The following is a 20644-nucleotide window of genomic DNA, read 5'->3' as shown; positions in this document are numbered from 1 at the left end:
ACAAGGGAGAGAGAGGACATCGATGATCCGTGCTGACTCGCCAGAGTCGCCGTCTGCCGGCATGGGCTCGGTCGCACCTTCCGTGCGCTGGAAAACGCTCGGAGGTTGCTGGGGTGCTTGGCTTTTCGACGCGCTCGACGCCGCAGTGTTCAGCTTCGTCCTGCTCGCGGTCGCGCACACGTTCCACACCACACTCGCCGAGGTCGCTGCCTCCGTCGCCTGGTTCTTGCTGGCTACCGGTGTCGGCGGCTATCTTTTGGGCTACCTCTCCGACCGCATCGGGCGGAAACGCACGTTGCTGGTATCGGTCGTCACCTATGCGACCGGAACCCTGCTCTGTGGCTTCGCCCACAATGTCGTGGAGCTGAGCGTCTACCGGCTGTTGGTCGGCATCGGCGTCGGCGGCCTGTGGTCGGCCGCGGTCGCGCTGGTCAGCGAAGTCTGGCCGACGCGGAAACGCGCGTGGGCGATTGCGGTCATGCAGACCGGATGGTCCGCGGGCAACCTCCTGGCCGCGGTCCTCGCCTGGACCGTGCTGGATCCCGCCGACCCGGCGTCATGGCGCAAGCTGTTCGTCATCGCCGCGATCCCCGCGTACGTCGTCGCTCTCGGCATTCTCGTCGCGGTGCGCGAATCTCCCGTCTGGATCGCCGAGCAAGCATGTGGGGGACGCGAAACCGCCCGGCCCGGCATCGCGGCGATCTTCCGGCGGGAACTCCGTGCGACCACCGCAAAAGCCTTGTCGATTTCCGTCCTGGGCATGTTCGGCTACTGGGTGATCATGACGTTCACGCCGACGTTTCTCCAGAGCGTGCTGCACGTCCGGATCGACCAGGCGCCGGTTTTCCTGGTGTGGACCGGGGTCGGCGCGACCGCCGGCTACCTGCTGTTCGGCGCCCTCGCCGAACGGATCGGCAGGAGGCGGGCATTCGCGTTCTTCTTCGCGGGCATCGCCGTCGCGATCCCGCTGTTCGCCTACGGCGTGCGCATGATCCCGCTGCGCGACGGAGCAATGGCCTGGACGACAGCGAACATCGCGATCGTCGGCGGGCTTTCGGCCCTGCTCGGCTTCTTCACCGGGTACTTCAGCGGATTTGGCGCCTGGTACGCCGAACTGTTCCCCACCCGTGTCCGGGCTGCCGCGGCCGGGTTCTGCTTCAACTTCGGGCGGGTCGGGGCGATCGCGGGAATCGTCGTCGTGCCGCTGCTGGTGCCCGTCGCCGGCTTTGCCCTCACCTACTGCCTGGCCTCCGTGACCTACCTCCTCGCCGCCGGCCTCGTTTTCACTTTGCGCGAAACCGGCGGCGAGGAACTCGACGTGAACCACTACCCCGTTTCCGAGGAGAACGCATGACCACCAACTTCCGCATCGGCCAGATCGTGCCGAGTTCGAACACGACGATGGAGACCGAGGTTCCTGCGATGCTGCACGCGCGGCACCGGCTCTTCCCCGAAGAGCGCTTCACGTTCCATTCCGCGCGGATGCGGATGATGCACGTGGATCCCGACGAGCTCAAGCGCATGGACCTCGACAGCGACCGCTGCGCCGTCGAGCTCAGCGACGCGCGGTGCGATGTGCTCGCCTACGCATGTCTGGTGGCGATCATGTGCCAGGGGCCGGGTTACCACCGCGTGTCCGAGCAGCGGCTCGGCGAGGTGGCCGAGGCTAACGGGGCACCGACGCCCGTGATCAGCTCGGCCGGGGCGCTGGTCGCCGGTCTCAAGACGATCGACGCCAAGAAGGTGGCGATCGTGACGCCGTACCTGAAGCAGCTGACCGCTCAAGTCGCCGGATACCTGGAGAGCGAGTCGATCGAGGTGAGCGACGCGCTGAGCCTGGAGGTGGCGGACAACCTCGCAGTGGGCCGCCTCGACCCCGCCGACCTGCTCGACCATGTCGAGCGCCTGAACATCACGGGTGCGGACGCTGTCGTCCTGTCCGCGTGCGTCCAGATGCCCTCGCTGTCCGCGATCGAGCCGGTGCAGGACAAGCTCGGCGTGCCAGTGGTCACCGCGGCCGCGGCGACCGTGCATCGCATCCTCACCACGCTGCGTCTCGACACCACGGTGCCGGACGCCGGTCATCTGCTGTCCGGCGCCTACTGACTCCTCCATACGGGATACCTCGAACGGACAGTCGTGCGGTGCCGCAGGCGTGCTGCCTCCACCGGGCAGAACGTGCGCCAAACGGCCGCAACGGCAGGCAAACCGGCTACATCGACGTTCTCCATTACGTCCACTATGGAGCGAATCGATGACGTCCGGCGAAGGGTCCCTGCGACGCAGTCTGTCCACCCGCGCCGTGATCGCCACCGTCGCGATGGTGTTCACCGCACGGTCGCCCGGCGCGGCCGGGGCAGGCCACTCGGAGGGCCCGATGTGAGCACCCCGATTCCGTTGTGCCGCCTGGATATCGCGGATCGCCCGGAAGGAGCCGTTGACCGGATCCGGTTCCCGGGCGTGGGCGAAAGCCGGCGGCGCTCGCTGTGCCGAGAGAACCTGTGGTGCATCCCGTGTTCGGGGATGTCATGCGACGAAGCCTGTCTTGGTACCTCGCGCCTGGCGTTGGGAAATCCTTCGTCCAGTTGAGGTTCGCTCGTGCTCTGGACACGGGTGCGAGCGTTGGCAGAGGGCCGGTCTGGCGTGCCTAGCCGCCCGGGCGAGGGCAGCCGCGTGCACGGTTGAGTGGTAGTGGCAGCGGTTGCTCCTTCGATGAGGCCCATGTCCCGCAGCATCGCTAGTTACCGGTCCGCTGAGGGCACCGGTATCGCCCACTGCCCAGCAAGCTCCTTCACTGAGGCATCGGCCGCTGCGCGGCGAGGGCGAACAACGTCACCAGCGCCCGGCGAGCGCTGTCGGGTTCGGGCGTGCCACCCCGGTGTTCTCCGCGGCTCGTTCCCAGTCAGAGCTGCCGCCCGAGTTCGGCCGCGTGCTGTTGCATGACCGGCCGGACACGGTCGCGGAACTCCTCGACAGTGACCCGGGAGCTCGAGGCGCTGATGGAGATGGCGGCAACGACCTGGCCGGCCGGGTCGCGGACCGGCACGGCGATGGAGAGCAGTCCTGGTTCGAGTTCCTCGTCGCCGATGGCCACACCGTCCGCACCGGCGTCCTTGACGCGCTGTGCGACGGCGTCGGCAGTGGTGGGCGTCTTGGGGGTGCGCGCTGGAAATGGCGCGGCGGCGAGGTAGTCGGCCAACTCGGATTCGCTCAACGCGCCGAGCAGGATCTGTCCGGTCGAGGAGGCATAGAGCGGGATTCGCGCGCCCACCCGAATGCTGCTGTTGAGGATCCGGGTGCCCTCGCTCCGGGCGACGAACAGCGAGTCGTTTTCGTCGCGGACCGCCAGCGAGACGGATTCGTCGATCACGTCGCGGATAGCCGCCAGGTGTGGTCGTGCGAGCTGCGGGAGAGCTGCGGACTCGGTGTAGGCGGCACCGATGCGGAGGACTCGGGGAGTGGGGGAGAAGAACTTCCCGTCGAAGGTGACATAGCCGATTTCCGCAAGCGTGGTCAGACAGCGTCGAGCGGCGGCGCGGCTCAGCCCGGCGGCCTGGGCGGCGTCGCTGATCGTCAGCCGGGGCGTGGCCGTCCCGAATGCCTCGAGGACAGCGAGCCCTTTGGCGAGTCCTGCCATTCCTTCGACTGCCATGCAGCCCTCCTCTTGACATGCGCGCCCCGCGGCACGTCTACTGAAGCAGATGTTCGGAAAGCGGTTATACGTTCGCATACCGAACGGAATTAGTCAAGTGTCTCCGGAGGGAATGCGTTGAACGAGTCGAGAGGGGCAGGGGCGGCGTCGCAGGCCGCGGCGCGTGCCGACATGTCGAGCCGCGCGTGGCCTGTGTCGCTGACCGAAGTTCCGTACTGGGTTTTCCAGGACGAGGACGTCTATCGAGCCGAGCAGCAGAACATCTTTCACGGCCCCACGTGGAACTACCTCTGCCTGGAAGCGGAGCTCGCCGAGCCGGGAGACTTCTGCGCCACCTTCATCGGAGAGCAACCGGTGCTCGTGACCCGCGATCACGACGGCCAGATCTATGCCTTCGAAAACCGGTGCGCACACCGCGGCTCCTTGATCGCGATGGAGCACTACGGGCATACCAAGGACTTCACGTGCGTCTACCACGCCTGGACCTACAACCTCCAAGGCGACCTCACCGGCGTTGCCTTCGAAGACGGCATCAATGGCAAGGGCGGAATGCGCAAGGAGTTCTGCAAGGCCGCGCACAGTCCGCGGCGGCTCCGCCTCGCGAACGTCCACGGCCTGATCTTCGGCAGCCTCGACAACGACGTACCCGCGATCGAGGAGTACCTCGGCCAGGAGATCCTCGACCGGATCGAGCGTGTTCTCGGCGGGCGCAAGCCGGTAGTGCTCGGGCGGTTCACCCAGACGCTGCCGAACAACTGGAAGCTGTACCTGGAGAACGTCAAGGACTCTTACCACGCCAGCATCCTGCATCTGTTCTTCACCACCTTCGGGCTCAACAAGCTGAACCAAAAGGGCGGCATCATCGTCTCCGAATCCGGCGGCAACCACGTGAGCTGGTCGGCGATCAACCGGGAGGCCGAAGCCAAGACCGCTGAGCACTACAAGGACCAAGGCATCCGCTCCGACTCGGAATACCAGCTCGAGGACCCCTCGCTGGTGAACAGCTTCCGCGAGTTCGGCGACGACGTCACCCTGCAGATCCTGTCGGTCTCGCCGGGATTCGTGCTGCAGCAGATCCAGAACTCCATCGCGGTGCGCCAGGTGCTCCCGACCGCGGTCGACTCCACCCGCCTCAACTGGACTTACCTCGGCTTCGAGGACGACACCGAGGAACAGCAGCTGGTGCGGATGAAGCAGTCGAACCTGGTCGGCCCAGCCGGGTTCGTCTCGATGGAAGACGGCGCGATCGGCGGCTTCGTGCAGCGGGGCATCGCCGGCGCGAGCGGTGAGTTCGCCACCGTTCAGATGGGCGGCGACCAGGCGGTTTCCAGCGAGAGCAGGGTAACCGAGGCCTCGATCCGCGGCTTTTGGAAGGTCTATCGCGAAGCCATGGGTTTCTCGATCGACGAGTGCGAAGGAGTGCGCCGGTAATGGACGCGTTCACGCTGATCAGCAGGGCCCAGGGCAGTTACGTGCGCGCCATCGACGACGGCCCGATCGAAGACTGGCCCGAGCATTTCGCCGAGGACGCCTTCTACAAGGTGACCACCGCCGACAATCACCGCCGCGGCCTGCCCGCTGGCCTCATCTGGGCCGACAACAAGGCGATGCTCAAAGACCGGATCTCCGCGCTCAAGGAAGCCAACATCTACGAGCCGCACGTCTACCGGCACCTGCTTGGCCAGCCTGCGATCCTCGCCGAGAGCAAGTCCGGCGCCACCAGCGAAACCGCCTTCCTGGTCCTTCGCATCGCCGGCAACGGGCCGACGGATGTCTTCGCCAGCGGCCGCTACCTTGACGAGTACGTCTTCGCCGACGGCGCGGCGCTGTTGAAAAAGCGGGTGGTGGTCTGCGACAGCTCCCGCACCGACACATTGCTGGTGCTTCCGCTGTGAGCGAGCCGCGCAGAGCGCTGCTGAGCATCGGTGACCCGAACGGCAGCGGCCCCGACATCGCGGTCAAAGCGGTTGCGATGCTCGGCGCCGCCGCACCGGTCGTGGTGGGAGACCGGCACGTCCTCGTGGAACCTGCCCGCAAGGCCGGCCTTGCCCTTCGGGCAGCGGTCCCCGGGGCGAGGGCCGACGCGGGAATGTGCGACGTGATCGACGTCGGCGCACTCGATCCCGCGGAGCTGGCCATCGGCCGAGTGACCGCTGCGGCAGGCGCAGCGACCATCGCCTATGCCGCCAAGGCAGTTGCGCTGGCGATGGACGGCGGCTACCGAGGCGTCGTCGCCTGCCCGCATTCAGAGAACGCGGTCCGCCAGGCCGGCATCGCCTTCGCGGGCTACCCGCCGCTGATCGCCGAGCTGACTGGTACGCCGATCGACGAAGTCTTCTTGATGCTGGTCGGCGGCGGCGTCCGGATCGCGCATGTGACTCTGCATGAACGGCTCGTCGACGCGATAGGCCGGCTGACCCCAGAGCTGGTCGTCCAGGCCGGTGTCGCTCTCCATACGGCGCTTCGCCGGATGGGCATTGCCGCGCCACGGATCGGCGTTTTCGGGATCAACCCGCACGCAGGCGAGCATGGCCTCTTCGGGGACGACGACCGCCGGGTCACCGAGCCTGCGGTGGCGGCCTTGCGTGCGCGTGGCATTGACGCCGAGGGGCCGACCGGGGCAGACGTCTTGCTCGGCGGCACGCGGGACGCGGACGCGTACTTGGCGATGTACCACGACCAAGGGCACCTCCCGGTCAAGACACTGGCCGGGCGCACCGCCGCCGCGATCACGATCGGCGCGGGCATTCCGTTCTCCAGCGTCGGTCACGGCCCTGTTTTCGACAAAGCCGGGAGCGGCACCGCCGACCCGAGCGCCGTGCTCTCCGCCCTCCGGTTGCTCGCACCGCCCGTTCAGGAGGACTGAGATGACCGCCATCAGCGTCAAAGACACCGCTATCACCTTCGACTGCGCGCCCGAACAGAATGTGCTCGACGCGGCAGAGGCCGCGGGGTGGGCAATCCCTTACTCCTGCCGCAAAGGCGTATGCGACACCTGCGTCGGCACCTTGACGGCTGGAGAGGCGGAAATACCCGGCAGCGGCCGAGCGTGCGGTCCTGCGGAAGTCCGGCTATGCCGAGCGCGCCCGATCGGCGACGTGGAGATCGCCCCTCGCCGCATCGAGGCACGCACGCCTCCGGTGCGCAAGAAGCTCACCACCACCGTCTACCGCCGGCGCCAGGTCGCGCCCAGCGTCACGATTCTCGACCTGCGTTACCCGATCGGCCGGCGCACGCCGTTCCGCGCCGGCCAGTTCCTCAACGTCATCCTGGACGACGGCGACACCAGATCCTATTCGCTGGCCAACTCTCCCCAGCACAATGACCTCGCCCAGCTGCACGTGCGCCACGAGCCCGGCGGAGCGTTCTCCGCGAGGATCCTGCAGCAGCTGGAATTCCACGACACCGTAGAGATCGAAGCCCCCTTCGGCGAGTTCTTCGTCGAAGACCCCGCCGAAGGGGCGGACCAGGCCGGCTCCCCGATCCTGCTGCTGGCGACCGGCACTGGATTCGCGCCGATGCGGTCCATCATCCTAGACCACATCGCGCGCCGACTGACCCGTCCCGTCCACCTGTACTGGGGCGCACGCACTGTCGAGGACCTGTACCAGTTCTCCACCCTTCAAGCCTGGGCCGGCCGTTTTGACTGGCTGAGTTTCACGCCCGTGCTCTCCCGGCCGCACCCTGGCTGGGAAGGCGCCACCGGCTGGGTCCAGCAGGTCGTCATCGCCGACCACGCGGACCTCGGCGGCCACCAGGTCTACGCCTGTGGCAGTGAATCCATGACCCGTTCCGCTGCGGAGGAGCTGGGCCGTGCGCGAGGCATTCCTCCCGAGCGGTTCCACTCCGACGCGTTCGTCTCCGCCGTGCCCGTGCCGTACCCCGTCGGCTGATCCTCTCGCACCTGGAGTTCCCATGCCCGAATACACTTCGCCTCCCGCCACCGCCGCCGGGCCGCCGGGACTGTTGCGCCTCCCGGCCTTGATCGACGAACGCCGCCCGGGCCGCTTCCAGTTCGCCGTTGCGCTGCTGTGCGGACTGGTCATGCTGCTCGACGGGTTCGACACCCAGGCGATCAATTACATGGCCCCCGCCATCACCCGAGACTGGGGTATTTCCACCGGCACGATGAGCACGATCTTCTCCGCTGCGCTGGTCGGCCTGATGATCGGCTATCTGCTGCTCGCTCCGCTGTCGGACAAGTTCGGCCACAAACGGCTCGTCCTCGCCGGGGTGGCGGTCTTCTCGCTGTCCACGCTGCTCTCGGTCTGGGTGCGCAACCCCGATCAGCTCCTGGTGCTCCGGCTCGTCACCGGCATCGGACTCGGCATGGCAACCCCGAGCACGATCGCGCTCACCGCCGAGTACAGCCCGAAACGGGCCCGGGCCAGTTTCGTACTGGCGATCTACTGTGGATTCTCTTTGGGATTCGTGGCTGCCAATTACGCCGCCGACTGGCTCATCCCGATGCACGGCTGGCGCTCGGTCTTCCTCGCCGGAGCGATCCTGCCGCTCATTCTGCTGGGCTTGCTGACCTGGCGGCTGCCGGAATCGCTGGCTTTTCACGTGCGCCGCGGCGAGACCGCCAAGGCATACGCCCTGTGCCGGCGGATCGACCGGCGGCTGCCGGATACGACCGCCGTGCGGATCGAGGCGGCGAGCGCCGACCCGCGCAAGCGAGTCAAACTGTCCGAACTCCTCTCTGGTCGGCAGCTGTTCGGCACAGTCCTGTTGTGGGTCGTCTTCGCCGTCAATTTGGCGATGTTCTACGGCCTGCAGAGCTGGATGCCCACCGTTCTGCACGAACGCGGATACTCGGCGGGCACCCTGGCCACCGCTTCCTCGATGACCACGATCGGCGGCATCGCGATCGCGTTCCTGGTCGGCCCCGCGATGGACCGGCTCGGCGCGTATGGCGCGCTCGCCACGCTCTACCTGTCCGGCTGCGGTTTCCTGGCACTGATGAGCGCGGTACTCGGCGCACCGGCGTGGCTCGTCCTCGTCGCCATCTTCCTGATCGGCTGTTCGGTCTCAGGTGGACAGAAGAGCGTGATCGCGCTCGCCGCCGTCTTCTACCCCGAAGAAGTGCGGTCCACCGGTGTCGGGTGGGCACTGGGGATCGGCCGGGTCGGAGGCATCCTCGGCCCGCTGATCGTGGGCGGCATGCTGTCCGCCGGATGGAGTCATCAGCAGTTGTTCCTCACCCTGGCAATTCCGTCCGCGTTCTGCGGGTTGATCGTGCTCTACCTCGGCTTGCGTGCGAAGAAATCCACGCGCACCTGATCCTGGCGGCTCGTCTCGCACGCTTCCTGGCCCGGTGTCGTGAACGCTTGGCCAGGAAGCGGCGACGTACAGCCGGTCCCGGCTCACCCCGGGTGTCAGATGCCGAGTCCACAACCTTGCCGGGCAGCTCTAGGGGCACGTACCTCTGAGCATCGATGCTTTTACGCTCGTCAGTGGACGGAGACGGGACCTGTCGACTCCCGGATCTTCAGAGTTACCGGCGACGGAGGGGGAGGGGTCGGATCGGTGCCGTCGACCATGCCGAGCAGCAGCTTGACGGCCTGGATGCCCATCTCCCGAGCGGGCTGCCGGACGGTGGTGAGAGCTGGCGTCAGGAGGGAAGCGAACGGCAGGTCATCGAATCCGACCACCGAGACGTCCTCCGGCACCCGCAGGCCAGCGCGGCGACAGTAGGTCAGAGCCCCAATTGCCATGAGGTCGTTCGCGCAGAGTAAAGCAGTGGGCCGATCGTCCGCCGGGCGGCTCAGGATCGCGGCGGCCAACTGCTCGCCCGACGACATCTTGTAGTCACCTACGAGCACGGGGATGCCATCGGGATCCAATCCGGCGGCGGCGATGGCCTCTCGGTAGCCCGAGAGGCGCTGTTCGGCCGTCCAGAGCTCGAGCGGACCGCCAAGGATGGCCAGGCGCTCGTGCCCGAGCGAGGTGAGATGGGTGGCGATCTCCCTCGCGCCCCGACGGTTCTGCGAGACCACGGACGGCAGGTTGAATCCGGGGAGCTTTTCGTCGACGAGGACGACAGGGCCGACCTGGGTCAGCTCGACCAGAGCCTCCATTCGCGTCTCTGACCCGGAGAGGTAGATGAGCCCGTCGAGGCGCTGACTGCGCAGCAGTCTGCTGTTCCAGGACTCGCTGCCACCGGTCGCTTCCGGTGTGCAGAACACCACCAAGACGTCCTTCTCGGACGCGGCTTGTTCCACTCCCTCGGCGATCAGCGCGAAGTACTGGTTCACCAGGTCGGGGACGACGAGGCCGACGGTGGCCACGCTGTGTCTCTTGAGGTTGCGAGCAGACTCGTTGGGCAAATAGCCCAGCGCGCGGACAGCCTCCAGCACCCGCGCACGCCGGTCGGCCGCGACGGGCCCGCTGTCGTTGAGCACGTAACTTACCGTGCTGATAGCGACTCCTGCCCGCTCAGCAACCTCCTTCATCGTGGGCCTGCGCGTCGGCATGGCTCCCGAGTTTCGGGTCAAGTCACCCCCACGTGTCCTCATGCGGCTCTTCGTTCACGTCGCGAAGGGTAACCATAGCTGATTCCAGCTCAGAGATAGAACGGTTTCCAGAACTACTGCTGGACTAGGCTGGCCGCGAGTGGCGCAGCGTCCCCGATGTCGCGGGTGGCGCGGGTCTGTCGGCCGCTGCGCATCGCCGCTCCGCGCCCCGGTTCGGGCGCTGGCCGCTGAGGCGGCCTGGAGCCGCAAGCCCGCCGGACACGAGGGGGCGCGGCCAGTGACGGCCGAGCAGTGATCCGCGGTAGGGGGTGGTGGCACCGGAATCTCCGACCTCTACGGTCACGACATCTTCGAGTTCGATCGAGAGCTCGACCGCCGTCAGGTACCCCTGGCCGGGCCGCTCGGGTCCTCCCGGGCCTGGTTCCCTCCGGCCGATCGAAACTCACCGTTTACAGAGCCGATCTGCCGCTGATACAGTCCGGTCGCTAGAAAGGTTTCTACCCGCTGGGTCAACGATACTGAGCAGCGAAAGTCGTGGTCGCAGACCGCATGCTTCGGCACCTGTGTAGAATCGTTAATGGCCTGCCGGCGACTGCTGGTGACTACTCCAGTCGCGGGGCGACCGAGAGGAAGGACAAAGATGTCCCTGGGCGAGCAGTTCGACAACATCATCGTCAACACCGACAACTACAAGCATTGCCACTACTCGCTGTACCCGCCGGGCACCGAGTACATCTCGTCGTACATCGAGTCCCGCGGCGGCGAGTTCCCCGTCACGATGTTCGTCGGCCTCCAAGCCTTCATCCGGGATTACCTGATGCGCCCCGTGACGCTTGAGGATGTCGATGAGGCCGAGTACCTCATGCGCGAGCAGGGGATGCACTTCAACCGCGACAACTGGATGGGCATCATCAACGACCACGGCGGCTATCTGCCCGTCGAGATCGAGGCGATCCCCGAGGGCACCGTGCTGCCCAGCAACAACGTGCTCGTGCAGCTCATCAACACTGACCCGAAGTATCACTGGGTGACCAGCTTCTTCGAGACCGCCCTGCTGAGGGCGGTGTGGTACCCGACCACGATCGGCACCCTGAGCTGGCTGTGCAAGCAGGTGATCCGCACCGCCCTGGAACGTACTTCCGACAACGAGGGAGCGCTCCGGCACATGCTTCACGACTACGGCGCACGGGGCGTCAGCTCGCAGCAGTCCGCCGCGCTGGGTGGCATGGCGCACTTGGTGAACTTCAGCCAGAGCGACACCACCCCGGGCATCCTCGCCGCCAAGCGCTGGTACAACGCCGTGGCTCCATCGAACTCCGGCCCCAACTCCGAGCACGCCGGCTTCACCGCCTGGGGGCGAGACTTCGAGGTCGACGCCATCCGGAACATGCTCGAGACCTACCGTGACAACGGCTTCGCGCTGGTCTTGACCGACACCTACGACCACGAGCACTGCGTCAAGAAGATCCTCGGCGGCGAGCTGAAGGAATTGATCCAGAACTTCCCCGGCCTGGTGGGCGCGCGCCCCGACTCCGGCGACGTCGTCCAGGTCACCTCCGACACCACCGAGTGGCTCATGGACGCCTTCGGCTACGAAGTCAACAGCAAGGGCTTCAAGATCCTCCCTCCGTTCATCCGAGTGGTGCAGGGCGACGGCGTGACCGGCGAGAGCCTCAGGGCGGTCCTCATCGAGATGGAGCGCCGCGGCCTGGCGGCAGACAACGCCGTCTTCGGCATGGGCGGCGGCCTCCTCCAGCACGTCAACCGCGACACCAACAACTTCGCGCAGAAGGCAAACGCCGTGTGCGTCAACGGTGAGTGGCGCGATATCTCCAAGCAGCCCACCGGAGCCAGCTTCAAGAGGTCCAAGGCCGGGCGGCTCGCCCTCGTTCTGGAGGACGGTGAGTACAAGACCGTGCCGCGCGACTCGGTCAGCCCTGAGCAGAACCTGCTCAAGCCCGTCTTCCGCAACGGAAAGCTGCTGAAGAAGTGGGACTTCTCTGAGCTGATCGCTGCCAGTGAGGCACCAGTGCCGCAGGAATGGTACGGCGATTACCTCGCGCCGATGGTCACCGGATCCGCACCGGCACCCGACGGCGCGGCCGTCAGCTGAATCACTCACCCGCGAGGCATTCATGAAGCAGTCCACGGCATCGTGGTCTTTCCCGATGGCGTGGACTGCCGCGCCGAGAGCCTCGGGGGTTGGTCCTGCGGTCCCCTTGGAAGTCAGCGAACAAGAGTTGAGGAAAACACGATGGCAATGAAGTTCTGGGTTACGGCGCCGTTCTTTTATCCGGACACGACCCGGCCCTGGTCCGAGGTTTTGGACAGCATGCTCAGGATCGTCGATGCCGCTGAGGAGTTCGGCTTCGAGGGGATCACGATCAACGAGAACCAGTTCCAGAACTACGTAGCCAATCCCTCGGCGATGATGTTCGCGACGGTCGTGGCTCAGCGGACCAAGCGGCTGCGGATCGTCCCGGGTGTGGTCGTCCTGCCGGCTTACAACCCGCTCCTGGTCGCTTCCGAGATGAGCCTGCTGGATCATCTCGCGCCAGGTCGGATCGGGATCGGCGTGGCACGCGGCGGGAGCAGGTTCCAACTCGATCGGCTCGGGGTGAAGCCGGAGAACCAGCGGGCAATGTACGAAGAAGGGCTGGAGATCGTCCGTCGGCTCTTCGCTGAAGACGACGTGTCCCATGACGGCCAGTTCTATTCATTCCCGCCGACGACCCTGGTCCCGAAGCCGGCGACGAAGCCGCATCCTGACATCTGGGTCGCATCGCAGAGCAACGAAGGTGTTCGCCGGGTCGCTCAGCAGGGCCTGAATCTGATCACGGCGCCGAACTACGGCAACTTCGAGCCCTACGGCGACCTTGAGGAGCTCATCGGGAGCTACAACGACGAGATCGAAAAGACCGGGAATCCTCGCGGTGAGGTCATGGTGCTCCGCCACACCTGGGTCGGTCGTACCGAGGAAGAGGCGTTGGAGTACTTCGACGACGTCGTGAACGAATACAACTACTACATGGCCCTGGTCAAGGGTCCCGGCACGGTCGACACCAAGGAAGAGCGGCTCGCCACCCGCAATGTCGGCGAGAGCCGAGACTATGTGCACCGCGGGAATATGACACCTGAGCAGCATTCCTTCTCCAGGGACAACCTGCTGGATAAGTACGCCGACCCGGTGTTGACCACGCCGGATCGCATGATCGAGCGGTTCAAGTCCTACGAGAAGCTTGGAGTGGACCACTTGGCGTGCCTCATCGCGGTCGGTCAGCCCACCGACGCGATCGTCAAGAACATGAAGATGATGGCTGAAGAGGTCTTTCCCGCGTTCGCGGACTAGCACCCTTCGCGTCTCCAAGTGCGCCTGAGCGATACCAGCCGTGGACGTCCACCCGTCGATTGCCGTGAGGGCTCAGAAGGCGAAGACCGCAGAGGAGGTCAACAAGGTGATTTACGAGGTTCGCGAGTATATCCCGGCGGCAGGTCGTTTCCGAGATGTCGTCGACCTGTTCACGTCAGTGGTGGTGCCGCTGTTCAGGAAGCACGGGATGGAGATGACGCAGGTGGGTTGCACCACCATCGGCGACAACTCTTTCAATGAGGTCGTCTACACGATGCGGTTCTCCGACCTTGCTGAGCTGGAGCGCAAATGGGGCACGTTCCTTGCGGACCCTGATTGGGCATCAGCGTTGGCCAGTCGTGAGGAGAACGGTCCGCTGTACCAGGCCATCCGTCGGCGGGTAATCGAATCCACGCCCTTCGAGGGGGTTTTGGATCACGCTGTGTGACGGCGAGTCGCTGGTCCACCGCGTCCAGTTCCTTGGCCACCGGCCTCGCGCCCATCGCCGACTGGGCGCGATCCGATGAAGTGCCGGGTCGGCAATTGACGACAACCACCAGCTCTGCGGTAGCCGACCAGTTGGAGGCGAAGCATTCCGATGACAATCAAGACGCCCAGCGCGCCGATCTCGAATCCGGGGCAGTTCTACATTGACGGGCAGTGGGTCGATCCTTCGACGACCCACACGATCGACGTGATCGAAGCGGCGACGGAGGAGCGGTTTTTCAGTGTCGCTGAGGCCGAAGCGGCGGATGTCGCGCGGGCGGTGGGAGCGGCACGCCGGGCCTTCGACGACGGCCCGTGGCCACGGATGCCGCCGAGCCGGCGGGCGGAGTTCCTTCGCGCCATCGCTCAGGCCGCAGCCAAACGCTCCGATGACCTGGTCCAGTTGTGGCCCCGAGAGACGGGGGTCATCGCCGGCATTGTGCCGGCCGTCCTGCAGGAGGTCCCTGGGGCGTTCGACTACTACGCGGATCTCGCCGATCGGTATCCGTTCGAGCAAGAGGTGCCCACCAGCTCGGGCGAAGGCTTCGGGATGATCGTCGGGGAGCCCGTAGGCGTCGTGGGGGCGATCATTCCGTGGAACACCCCGATGCACCTGGCCGCCTGGAAGCTGGCACCCGCGCTGCTCGCCGGGTGCACGGTGATCGTCAAGGCGTCACCGGAGGCACCGGGAGCCGCGTATGTCATCGCGGAGATCGCTGAACAGGTCGGCCTCCCCCGCGGCGTGGTTAACGTGCTCACCGCCGACAGGGATGCCTCTGAAGCGCTGGTGACCGATCACCGCGTGGACAAGATCACCTTCACCGGGTCTACGGCGGTGGGGAAGAGGATCGCGGGGATCTTGGCCGAGCGCATCGGGCGGTACACCCTCGAGCTGGGAGGCAAATCGGCGGCGGTCGTCCTCGACGACATGGACATTGCCGCGGCGGCCGACAGCCTGACCGGGGGCGCGTGCTTTGTTTCCGGCCAGATCTGTGCATCGCTGACTCGGGTGATCGTGGCGCGCCATCGGCACGACGAGATGCTCGAGGCGCTCGCCGAGCGGTTCTCTCGGGTCAAGGTGGGGAACCCGTTCGACCCCAGCGTCCAGATGGGGCCGCTGGCCTCTCGCCGACAGCGTGAGCGCGTCGAGGGTTATGTCCAGATCGGCAAGGACGAAGGGGCCACTCTGGCGTTCGGCGGTAACCGCCCCAAGGACCTCGACCGGGGCTGGTTCATTGAGCCGACCGTTTTCGGGAATGTGAACAACTCCTCCCGGATCGCCCAAGAGGAGATCTTCGGGCCAGTGATCTCCGTCATCGCCGCTGCTGACGAGGAAGACGCGATCCGGATCGCCAATGACTCTGTGTTCGGTCTCAACGCTTCGGTGTTCACCAACGACGCGGACCGTGCTCGCGAGGTGGCCAGGCGCCTGCGCGCAGGGACAGTGGGGCAGAACGGCAACCGGGCAGACTTCGGGATCGGCTTCGGCGGCTTCAAGCAGTCGGGTGTCGGCCGAGAGGGCGGCGTAGCCGGCCTTCTGCCGTACCTCGAGAACAAGACCGTCGTACTCGATCAGAAGCCGCGGTTCTCCTCCTCGCCCGAAGGGCGGCCCTGAAGGTGAACACATCCGCTGAGGCCAGCAAGGTGGGCTGCCTCCATGTCTTCGACATGGACGGCACCCTCCTGAGGAGCACCGCCACGATCGAGCTGGCTCGCCAGATGGGCCAACTCGAGGCCGGGCAGGAAATCGAGAGGGCATGGGGCGAGGGGACGATCTCCGACACCGACTTCTGGTCGAAGCTCCTCGACATCTGCAAGGACGCATCCCCTGCCGACTTCGACGATGCCTTTCAGAGCTCGCCCTGGATGGACGGTGTCGCCGAAACCTTCGAGAGCATTCGATCTCACGGCGAGGACGTGATCGTGATTTCCCAGTCGCCGACGTTCTTCGTCCGCAGGCTGGAGCTTTGGGGCGTCAACGAGACCTACGGCTCGGCCGTCGAGTTGGGCAGCCCGCTGGAGAACTCAGCGACGCTGATGCCAGAGGCGAAGGTGGCAATCACCCAGTCGGCTCTCGCTGCTCGCAACCTGACCGCCGACGAGTGTGTGGTCTACGGGGACTCATCCAGCGACGTGGAGCTGTTCACGACGTTCCCGCACTCGGTCGCGGTGAACCCGTCGCCCGTCTTGGCGCCCCTGGCCGCGAAGACCTACCTCGGGATCGACATCCGCGAGGCGCATGCGCTGGGTCGCCAGCTCAAAGCCGCATCAACCAGAAACCAGTTCGCGCAAGGGAGTTCCAGTTCATGAGCACCATCGGGTCGCCGCTCAGGGTTCTGTTCGTGGGGGAGTCGTGGGTGAAACACACGATCCACATGAAGGGCTTCGACCAGTTCCACTCGACCGAGTACGAGGAGGGCGCGGGCTTCTTCCTCGGCTGCCTGAATGACGCTGGGTTCGACGTCACCTACGTCCGCGGCCACGAGATCACCTTGCGGTTCCCCCGCTCGCCGGAGGAAATCGACGAGTTCGACGTAATCGTCATCTCTGACATCGGATCCAACTCCTTCCTGCTGCCGGACGAGAGTTTCCTGCGATCGGAGAGGTCGCCAAACCGGCTTGGCCTGGTTGCGGATTACGTCAAGCGAGGTGGCGGGCTCGTCATGGTCGGGGGGTATCTTTCCTTCACCGGAATCGATGGCAAGGGCCGCTTCGGCATGAGCCCGCTCGCCGATCCGCTGCCCGTAGCCATGCTCCCGTACGACGACCGTGTCGAGAGGTCGGAGGGGGTCGAGGTGGAGGTCTGCCAGCCTGATCACCCGGTCCTGGGCGGCACGCCTCCGGAATGGCCCCACCTTCTCGGCTACAACAAACTCATCGCGAAGCCGGACGCCACCGTCGTGGCGCGGGTGGGCGAGGACCCGATGTTGGTCGTGGGCCAGCACGGTGACGGCAGGACCGCGGCGTTTGCCTCCGATCTCGCCCCGCACTGGGCACCTCAGGAGTTCCTGGACTGGCCGCACTACGGCGAGATGTGGACGGCGATTGTCTCGTGGACCGCGCAGGCGCAAAAAGCGCCGGCGCTCGGGGAAAAGGTGTCGTGAGCTTGAGCGACGGTGCGCGGTCGGCCGGATCAGGCAGGGGCGGGCGCCTCCTCGTCGTCGGGGCGCTGAACGTCGACATGGTCGTCGCCGCCTCCAGGCTTCCCGGACCAGGGGAGACCGTGGTGGGGGCGGACTTGCAGCGTCACGGCGGAGGGAAGGGCGGCAACGCCGCTGTCGCGGCGGTGCGCTCAGGCACCGACGTCCGCTACGTCGGCGCCGTCGGGCCTGACGAGTTCGGAGTGGCTGCGTTGGCCGAGCTGCGAGCCGAAGGGATCGACGTCAGCGATGTCGTGATCAAGGAGGGGTCCGCTACTGGAGCTGCGCTCATTGTCGTGGATCCCTTCGGGGAGAACCAGATCGCCGTAGCCGCCGGTGCAAATGCGGTGGTGGGCGCTCGGGACGTGAGGGCCGCGATCGAGCGAGCGAGCGGGTGGCCAGGGTGTGTTCTGGTGAGTACGGAGATCTCCGCCGCGGCAGTCGTCGAAGCGGTCGAAGCCGCCACCGCGCAGGGGTGGCTGTGTGTGCTCAACCCGGCGCCTGTCGCCCCCGGCATCCAAGAGCTCCTCAAGCTCGCCCCGATCATCACCCCGAACCAAGGCGAGCTGCGAGACCTCTACCAGCTGCTCGGTGAGCCCGGAGACCCGCCGGCGGAGAAGATGGCGGCCGCGGTGGCATCGCATACGAGAGCGCCGGTGGTAGTCACACTGGGTGCCGACGGGGTGCTGTTGTGCGGTGCTGACGGAGTCAGCACCCGGATCCCGGCTTGGCCGGCACGTCGAGTGGTCGATACCACCGGCGCTGGGGACACCTTCAACGGCGTGTTTGCCGCCAGCTTGGCAGCGGGAACGGACGTCGCCGGCGCGGCGCGGCGCGGAGTGGTTGCTGCGGCGTTGTCGGTTGAGTCGGCGGGCGCGCGCACGGGTATGCCGAGTGCGGCGACGATCGACGCCGTCTTGGCGACCACCGAGCGCCGCGCGGGCACGTAACGGCGGTCGAACCCGCAGCGTCTCCGATTTTTCGGACCGAAGTAGAAAGGCTTCTGCATCGTGAATCTGACCACTGACCGAGGAAGGTCGGATGCGCCCTCGGGCGCCCGTAATCCGCACTGGCGGAGTGGTGAGCTCATGAACGCGTCGTTGCAGGCTAATTGGGGCAGGCGGCTGATGGTGTTCTCCGGCCGGTCCAACGCGCCATTGGCGGGTGCCATCGCTGAGCTTCTTGAGATCGAGCTCGGCAAGGTGACCCTGAAGACGTTCTCCAGCGGAGAGGTCTACAGCAGGTTCGAAGAATCAATCCGTGGCGCGGATGTCTTCATCGTTCAGCCGATGTGCGCGAACCCGGAGACGGGCGTCAATGCGAACGACTCGCTCCTGGAGCTCCTGGTGATGGTGGACGCCGCCGTCGGCGCGAGCGCGCACCGCGTGATCGCAGTGACTCCGTGGTATGGCTACTCGCGGCAGGACAAGAAGTCAGCTCCGCGCGAGCCGATCTCGGCTCGCATGGTGGCTCGCGCACTTGAGGCGACGGGTGTTGACCGAGTGCTGACGATGGACCTGCACGCCGGCCAGTTGCAGGGGTTCTTCGGCATCCCGGTCGACCACATGACGGCGTTGGGCATCCTCAGTGACTACTTCGCCGGCCTCGACGACGACCTGGTGATCGTCGCTCCGGACTCGGGTCGGGTGAAGCTCAACAAGCAGTTCGCCACGCAGATCGGGGCCGGCCTGGCCATCCTGGACAAGGAGCGGCCCCAGCAGCAGGTCGCCGAGATCACCACCGTCATCGGCGATGTCCGCGGGAAGACCGCCATCGTGATCGACGACATGATCGACACCGCCGGCACGTTGTGCGCGGCAGGAGAGGCGCTCAAGCACGCGGGTGCTCGACGAGTGCTCGCCGCAGCGACCCACGGGGTCTTCAGCGGGCGTGCGTACGAACGTCTTGCTGCGTCGCCTTTCGAGCAAGTCGTCGTCACCGACACGATCCCGCTCCGCGCAGGTGCCCCTGACAAGATCAAGGTGCTTTCCTGTGCCCCGCTGCTCGCGGACTCGATCAGCAGCATCTTCACCGACGGTTCCGTGAGCGCTGTCTTCGGCGGAAAGAACCACACCTTCTAAGGGGATGAGAATGTCAGATCCAGCGTGCTTCCCGGGCTCGCGATGACTGCTGGCGACATCGCGATCGAAGGCGGCTTGGTGTGGTCGGGGCCGGGCCAGCATCACAGCGACGGACTCGTGCACATCCGAGCAGGCACAGTGGCCTACGCAGGGCCGCGGGCAGAGGGCAGGGTCCCCCCGGGGACTCCCCGGCTTGACGCTGCAGGTTGCACCGTCCTGCCCGGCCTGATCGACGCCCACGTCCACCTGACGACCAATTCCGATCACCAGCACGTAATTGCGAGCGATGTCTTCCGCGGCCAGGTGAGCAAGCCGGCCAAGCTGCTGCACGGGCTGCGCAACGCCCACCGAGCGCTCGCCGCCGGATTCACGACGCTGCGTGTCATGGGGCACCGCGGCGCCGGAGAGCCCGAGCTTCGCGATTTCACCGATGAAGGCTTGGCGGTCGGACCTCGTTTGGTGGTCGCTCCGTGGTGGATCACCATGACCAACGGTCACGGCGATCTGTTCTATCCGCCGTACACGCCACGAGAACAGTGGGACACGGCAGACGGCATCGAGGAGTGCCGCAAGCTCGTGCGCCTCCAAGCCCGGGCTGGTGCGGACTTCATCAAGGTGATGGCCAGCGGCGGGATGTCGAAGGGCGAACGGCCGAGCTGGCCCAACTACAGCATCGCCGAGCTGACCGCCATCGTCGAGACTGCCCACGAGCTGGACCTGCGGGTCGCAGCGCACGCACTCTCTGCCGAAGGCATTCGACGCAGCCTTGCCGCAGGTGTCGACTCCATCGAGCATGGTTCGTATCTCGACGAGGAGATGGCGATCGAGATGGCTGAGCGCGGGACCTTCCTCGTCCCCACCATGTCCTTCAACGACTGGTGTCAACGGGAGGGGACACTCCGGGGCCTGACCGCCCAAGGAGTGGCGGACCTCAGCGAAGCACACGACCGCACGCTGAAGTCGTTCGCACTGGCACGCGAGGCCGGGGTCAAGGTGGCGATGGGCACCGACTCCTCGGGCACGCTGTGTCCGTTCGGCGCGCACGCGCGCGAGCTCGAGCTGTACGTGCGGCACGGCATGTCCGCAGAAGAAGCGATCACCACCGCTACGACGAACGCGGCGTCGCTGTTGGACCGACCGGATCTTGGCTCACTGCGGACTGGTGCCGTCGGCGATGTCGTCGTAGTCGAGGGAAACGTGCTCAACGACATCGGCCGCCTGGCCCAGCCCTCCAACATCAGGCACGTCGTGCGGGCCGGGCGTGAGCTCAGCGGGTATCTGCGAGCCGTATCGGAGGCGCTCGACTTCCAGGAAGCGGAGCACCCGACTCGGGCCGAGGATTCCTGACCGAACAACCACCACGAACTCACCGAGAACGGCGCCAGCGAACGGTGGGGCCGGCCCCAGCCGGGCTCAGACGACTTTCGCACGTGGTAACAACGGAAGAGGAGAAAGAAAAC

At 66.0% G+C, this 20644-nt stretch carries 19 protein-coding genes; 17 read left to right on the top strand and 2 right to left on the bottom strand.

What is annotated here, in order from left to right:
• Positions 1-22: 22 nt before the first annotated feature.
• The 3 genes from EIZ45_RS29510 (at position 23) to EIZ45_RS47435 (ending at position 2383) form a co-directional block, all read left to right on the top strand.
• Positions 23-1354, top strand: coding sequence for an MFS transporter (locus EIZ45_RS29510; RefSeq protein WP_240690818.1), 1332 nt, complete (start codon positions 23-25; stop codon positions 1352-1354).
• Complete coding sequence (locus tag EIZ45_RS29505; RefSeq protein WP_101438500.1) at positions 1351-2106, top strand: aspartate/glutamate racemase family protein; 756 nt, start codon at positions 1351-1353, stop codon at positions 2104-2106. The genes EIZ45_RS29510 and EIZ45_RS29505 overlap by 4 nt, the downstream gene beginning before the upstream one ends.
• 148 nt (positions 2107-2254) lie before the next feature.
• Positions 2255-2383 (top strand): hypothetical protein, encoded by a 129-nt coding sequence (locus tag EIZ45_RS47435; protein ID WP_255443468.1) that lies wholly within the window; start codon positions 2255-2257, stop codon positions 2381-2383.
• Positions 2384-2902: 519 nt separating this feature from the next.
• On the opposite strand, the gene EIZ45_RS29500 is transcribed toward EIZ45_RS47435, so the two are convergent.
• Positions 2903-3652 (bottom strand): IclR family transcriptional regulator C-terminal domain-containing protein, encoded by a 750-nt coding sequence (locus EIZ45_RS29500; protein ID WP_078870664.1) that lies wholly within the window; start codon positions 3650-3652, stop codon positions 2903-2905.
• A 117-nt stretch (positions 3653-3769) separates the two neighbouring features.
• Here EIZ45_RS29500 and EIZ45_RS29495 point away from each other — a divergent pair, with 117 nt between their 5' ends.
• From EIZ45_RS29495 to EIZ45_RS29475, 5 genes are read left to right on the top strand one after another with little or no spacing between them, the layout of a single operon-like run.
• On the top strand, positions 3770-5083 hold the full coding sequence (locus EIZ45_RS29495; RefSeq protein WP_240690817.1) for an aromatic ring-hydroxylating dioxygenase subunit alpha: 1314 nt from the start codon (positions 3770-3772) through the stop codon (positions 5081-5083).
• Positions 5083-5547 (top strand): aromatic-ring-hydroxylating dioxygenase subunit beta, encoded by a 465-nt coding sequence (locus tag EIZ45_RS29490; RefSeq protein WP_020661405.1) that lies wholly within the window; start codon positions 5083-5085, stop codon positions 5545-5547. Before EIZ45_RS29495 ends, EIZ45_RS29490 begins: the two co-directional genes overlap by 1 nt.
• Entirely contained in the window at positions 5544-6518 is a 975-nt protein-coding gene (locus EIZ45_RS29485) for a PdxA family protein (RefSeq protein WP_101438501.1), read from the top strand. The genes EIZ45_RS29490 and EIZ45_RS29485 overlap by 4 nt, the downstream gene beginning before the upstream one ends.
• A gap of 1 nt (position 6519) precedes the next feature.
• Complete coding sequence (locus EIZ45_RS29480) at positions 6520-7545, top strand: 2Fe-2S iron-sulfur cluster-binding protein (RefSeq protein WP_101438502.1); 1026 nt, start codon at positions 6520-6522, stop codon at positions 7543-7545.
• A gap of 22 nt (positions 7546-7567) precedes the next feature.
• Complete coding sequence (locus tag EIZ45_RS29475; protein ID WP_101438503.1) at positions 7568-8935, top strand: aromatic acid/H+ symport family MFS transporter; 1368 nt, start codon at positions 7568-7570, stop codon at positions 8933-8935.
• A 170-nt stretch (positions 8936-9105) separates the two neighbouring features.
• Here the strand turns inward: EIZ45_RS29475 and EIZ45_RS29470 are convergent, their stop codons facing one another.
• On the bottom strand, positions 9106-10107 hold the full coding sequence (locus EIZ45_RS29470) for a LacI family DNA-binding transcriptional regulator (protein ID WP_101438504.1): 1002 nt from the start codon (positions 10105-10107) through the stop codon (positions 9106-9108).
• A 661-nt stretch (positions 10108-10768) separates the two neighbouring features.
• On the opposite strand from EIZ45_RS29470, the gene EIZ45_RS29465 reads away from it, so the two are divergent.
• From EIZ45_RS29465 to EIZ45_RS29425, 9 genes are all read left to right on the top strand, one after another.
• Positions 10769-12241: a nicotinate phosphoribosyltransferase gene (locus tag EIZ45_RS29465; protein ID WP_020661400.1), complete on the top strand. Its 1473-nt coding sequence runs from the start codon at positions 10769-10771 to the stop codon at positions 12239-12241.
• 141 nt (positions 12242-12382) lie between these two features.
• On the top strand, positions 12383-13477 hold the full coding sequence (locus EIZ45_RS29460; RefSeq protein ID WP_027927861.1) for an LLM class flavin-dependent oxidoreductase: 1095 nt from the start codon (positions 12383-12385) through the stop codon (positions 13475-13477).
• A 40-nt stretch (positions 13478-13517) separates the two neighbouring features.
• Positions 13518-13925 (top strand): NIPSNAP family protein, encoded by a 408-nt coding sequence (locus EIZ45_RS29455; protein ID WP_020661398.1) that lies wholly within the window; start codon positions 13518-13520, stop codon positions 13923-13925.
• Between the two features lie 150 nt (positions 13926-14075).
• Positions 14076-15578 carry an aldehyde dehydrogenase gene (locus tag EIZ45_RS29450; RefSeq protein WP_020661397.1) on the top strand — a complete coding sequence of 501 codons (1503 nt, stop codon included), beginning with the start codon at positions 14076-14078 and terminating at the stop codon, positions 15576-15578.
• A gap of 2 nt (positions 15579-15580) precedes the next feature.
• Complete coding sequence (locus EIZ45_RS29445; RefSeq protein ID WP_199817982.1) at positions 15581-16273, top strand: HAD family phosphatase; 693 nt, start codon at positions 15581-15583, stop codon at positions 16271-16273.
• Positions 16270-17067 carry a glutamine amidotransferase gene (locus EIZ45_RS29440; protein ID WP_037817691.1) on the top strand — a complete coding sequence of 266 codons (798 nt, stop codon included), beginning with the start codon at positions 16270-16272 and terminating at the stop codon, positions 17065-17067. The genes EIZ45_RS29445 and EIZ45_RS29440 overlap by 4 nt, the downstream gene beginning before the upstream one ends.
• Positions 17064-18053, top strand: a complete 990-nt coding sequence (locus EIZ45_RS29435) for a ribokinase (protein ID WP_037817689.1) — start codon at positions 17064-17066, stop codon at positions 18051-18053. The genes EIZ45_RS29440 and EIZ45_RS29435 overlap by 4 nt, the downstream gene beginning before the upstream one ends.
• 138 nt (positions 18054-18191) lie before the next feature.
• Entirely contained in the window at positions 18192-19184 is a 993-nt protein-coding gene (locus tag EIZ45_RS29430) for a ribose-phosphate pyrophosphokinase (RefSeq protein ID WP_027927859.1), read from the top strand.
• A 42-nt stretch (positions 19185-19226) separates the two neighbouring features.
• Positions 19227-20531, top strand: a complete 1305-nt coding sequence (locus EIZ45_RS29425; RefSeq protein WP_020661392.1) for an amidohydrolase family protein — start codon at positions 19227-19229, stop codon at positions 20529-20531.
• The last annotated feature ends 113 nt before the right edge of the window (positions 20532-20644 follow it).

Source organism: Amycolatopsis sp. CFH S0740, assembly GCF_004522315.1.
GTDB classification, from domain to species: domain Bacteria; phylum Actinomycetota; class Actinomycetes; order Mycobacteriales; family Pseudonocardiaceae; genus Amycolatopsis; species Amycolatopsis nivea.
Note: the sequence above shows the minus strand (reverse complement) of the source record. Positions and strands in the feature narration are given on the sequence as shown.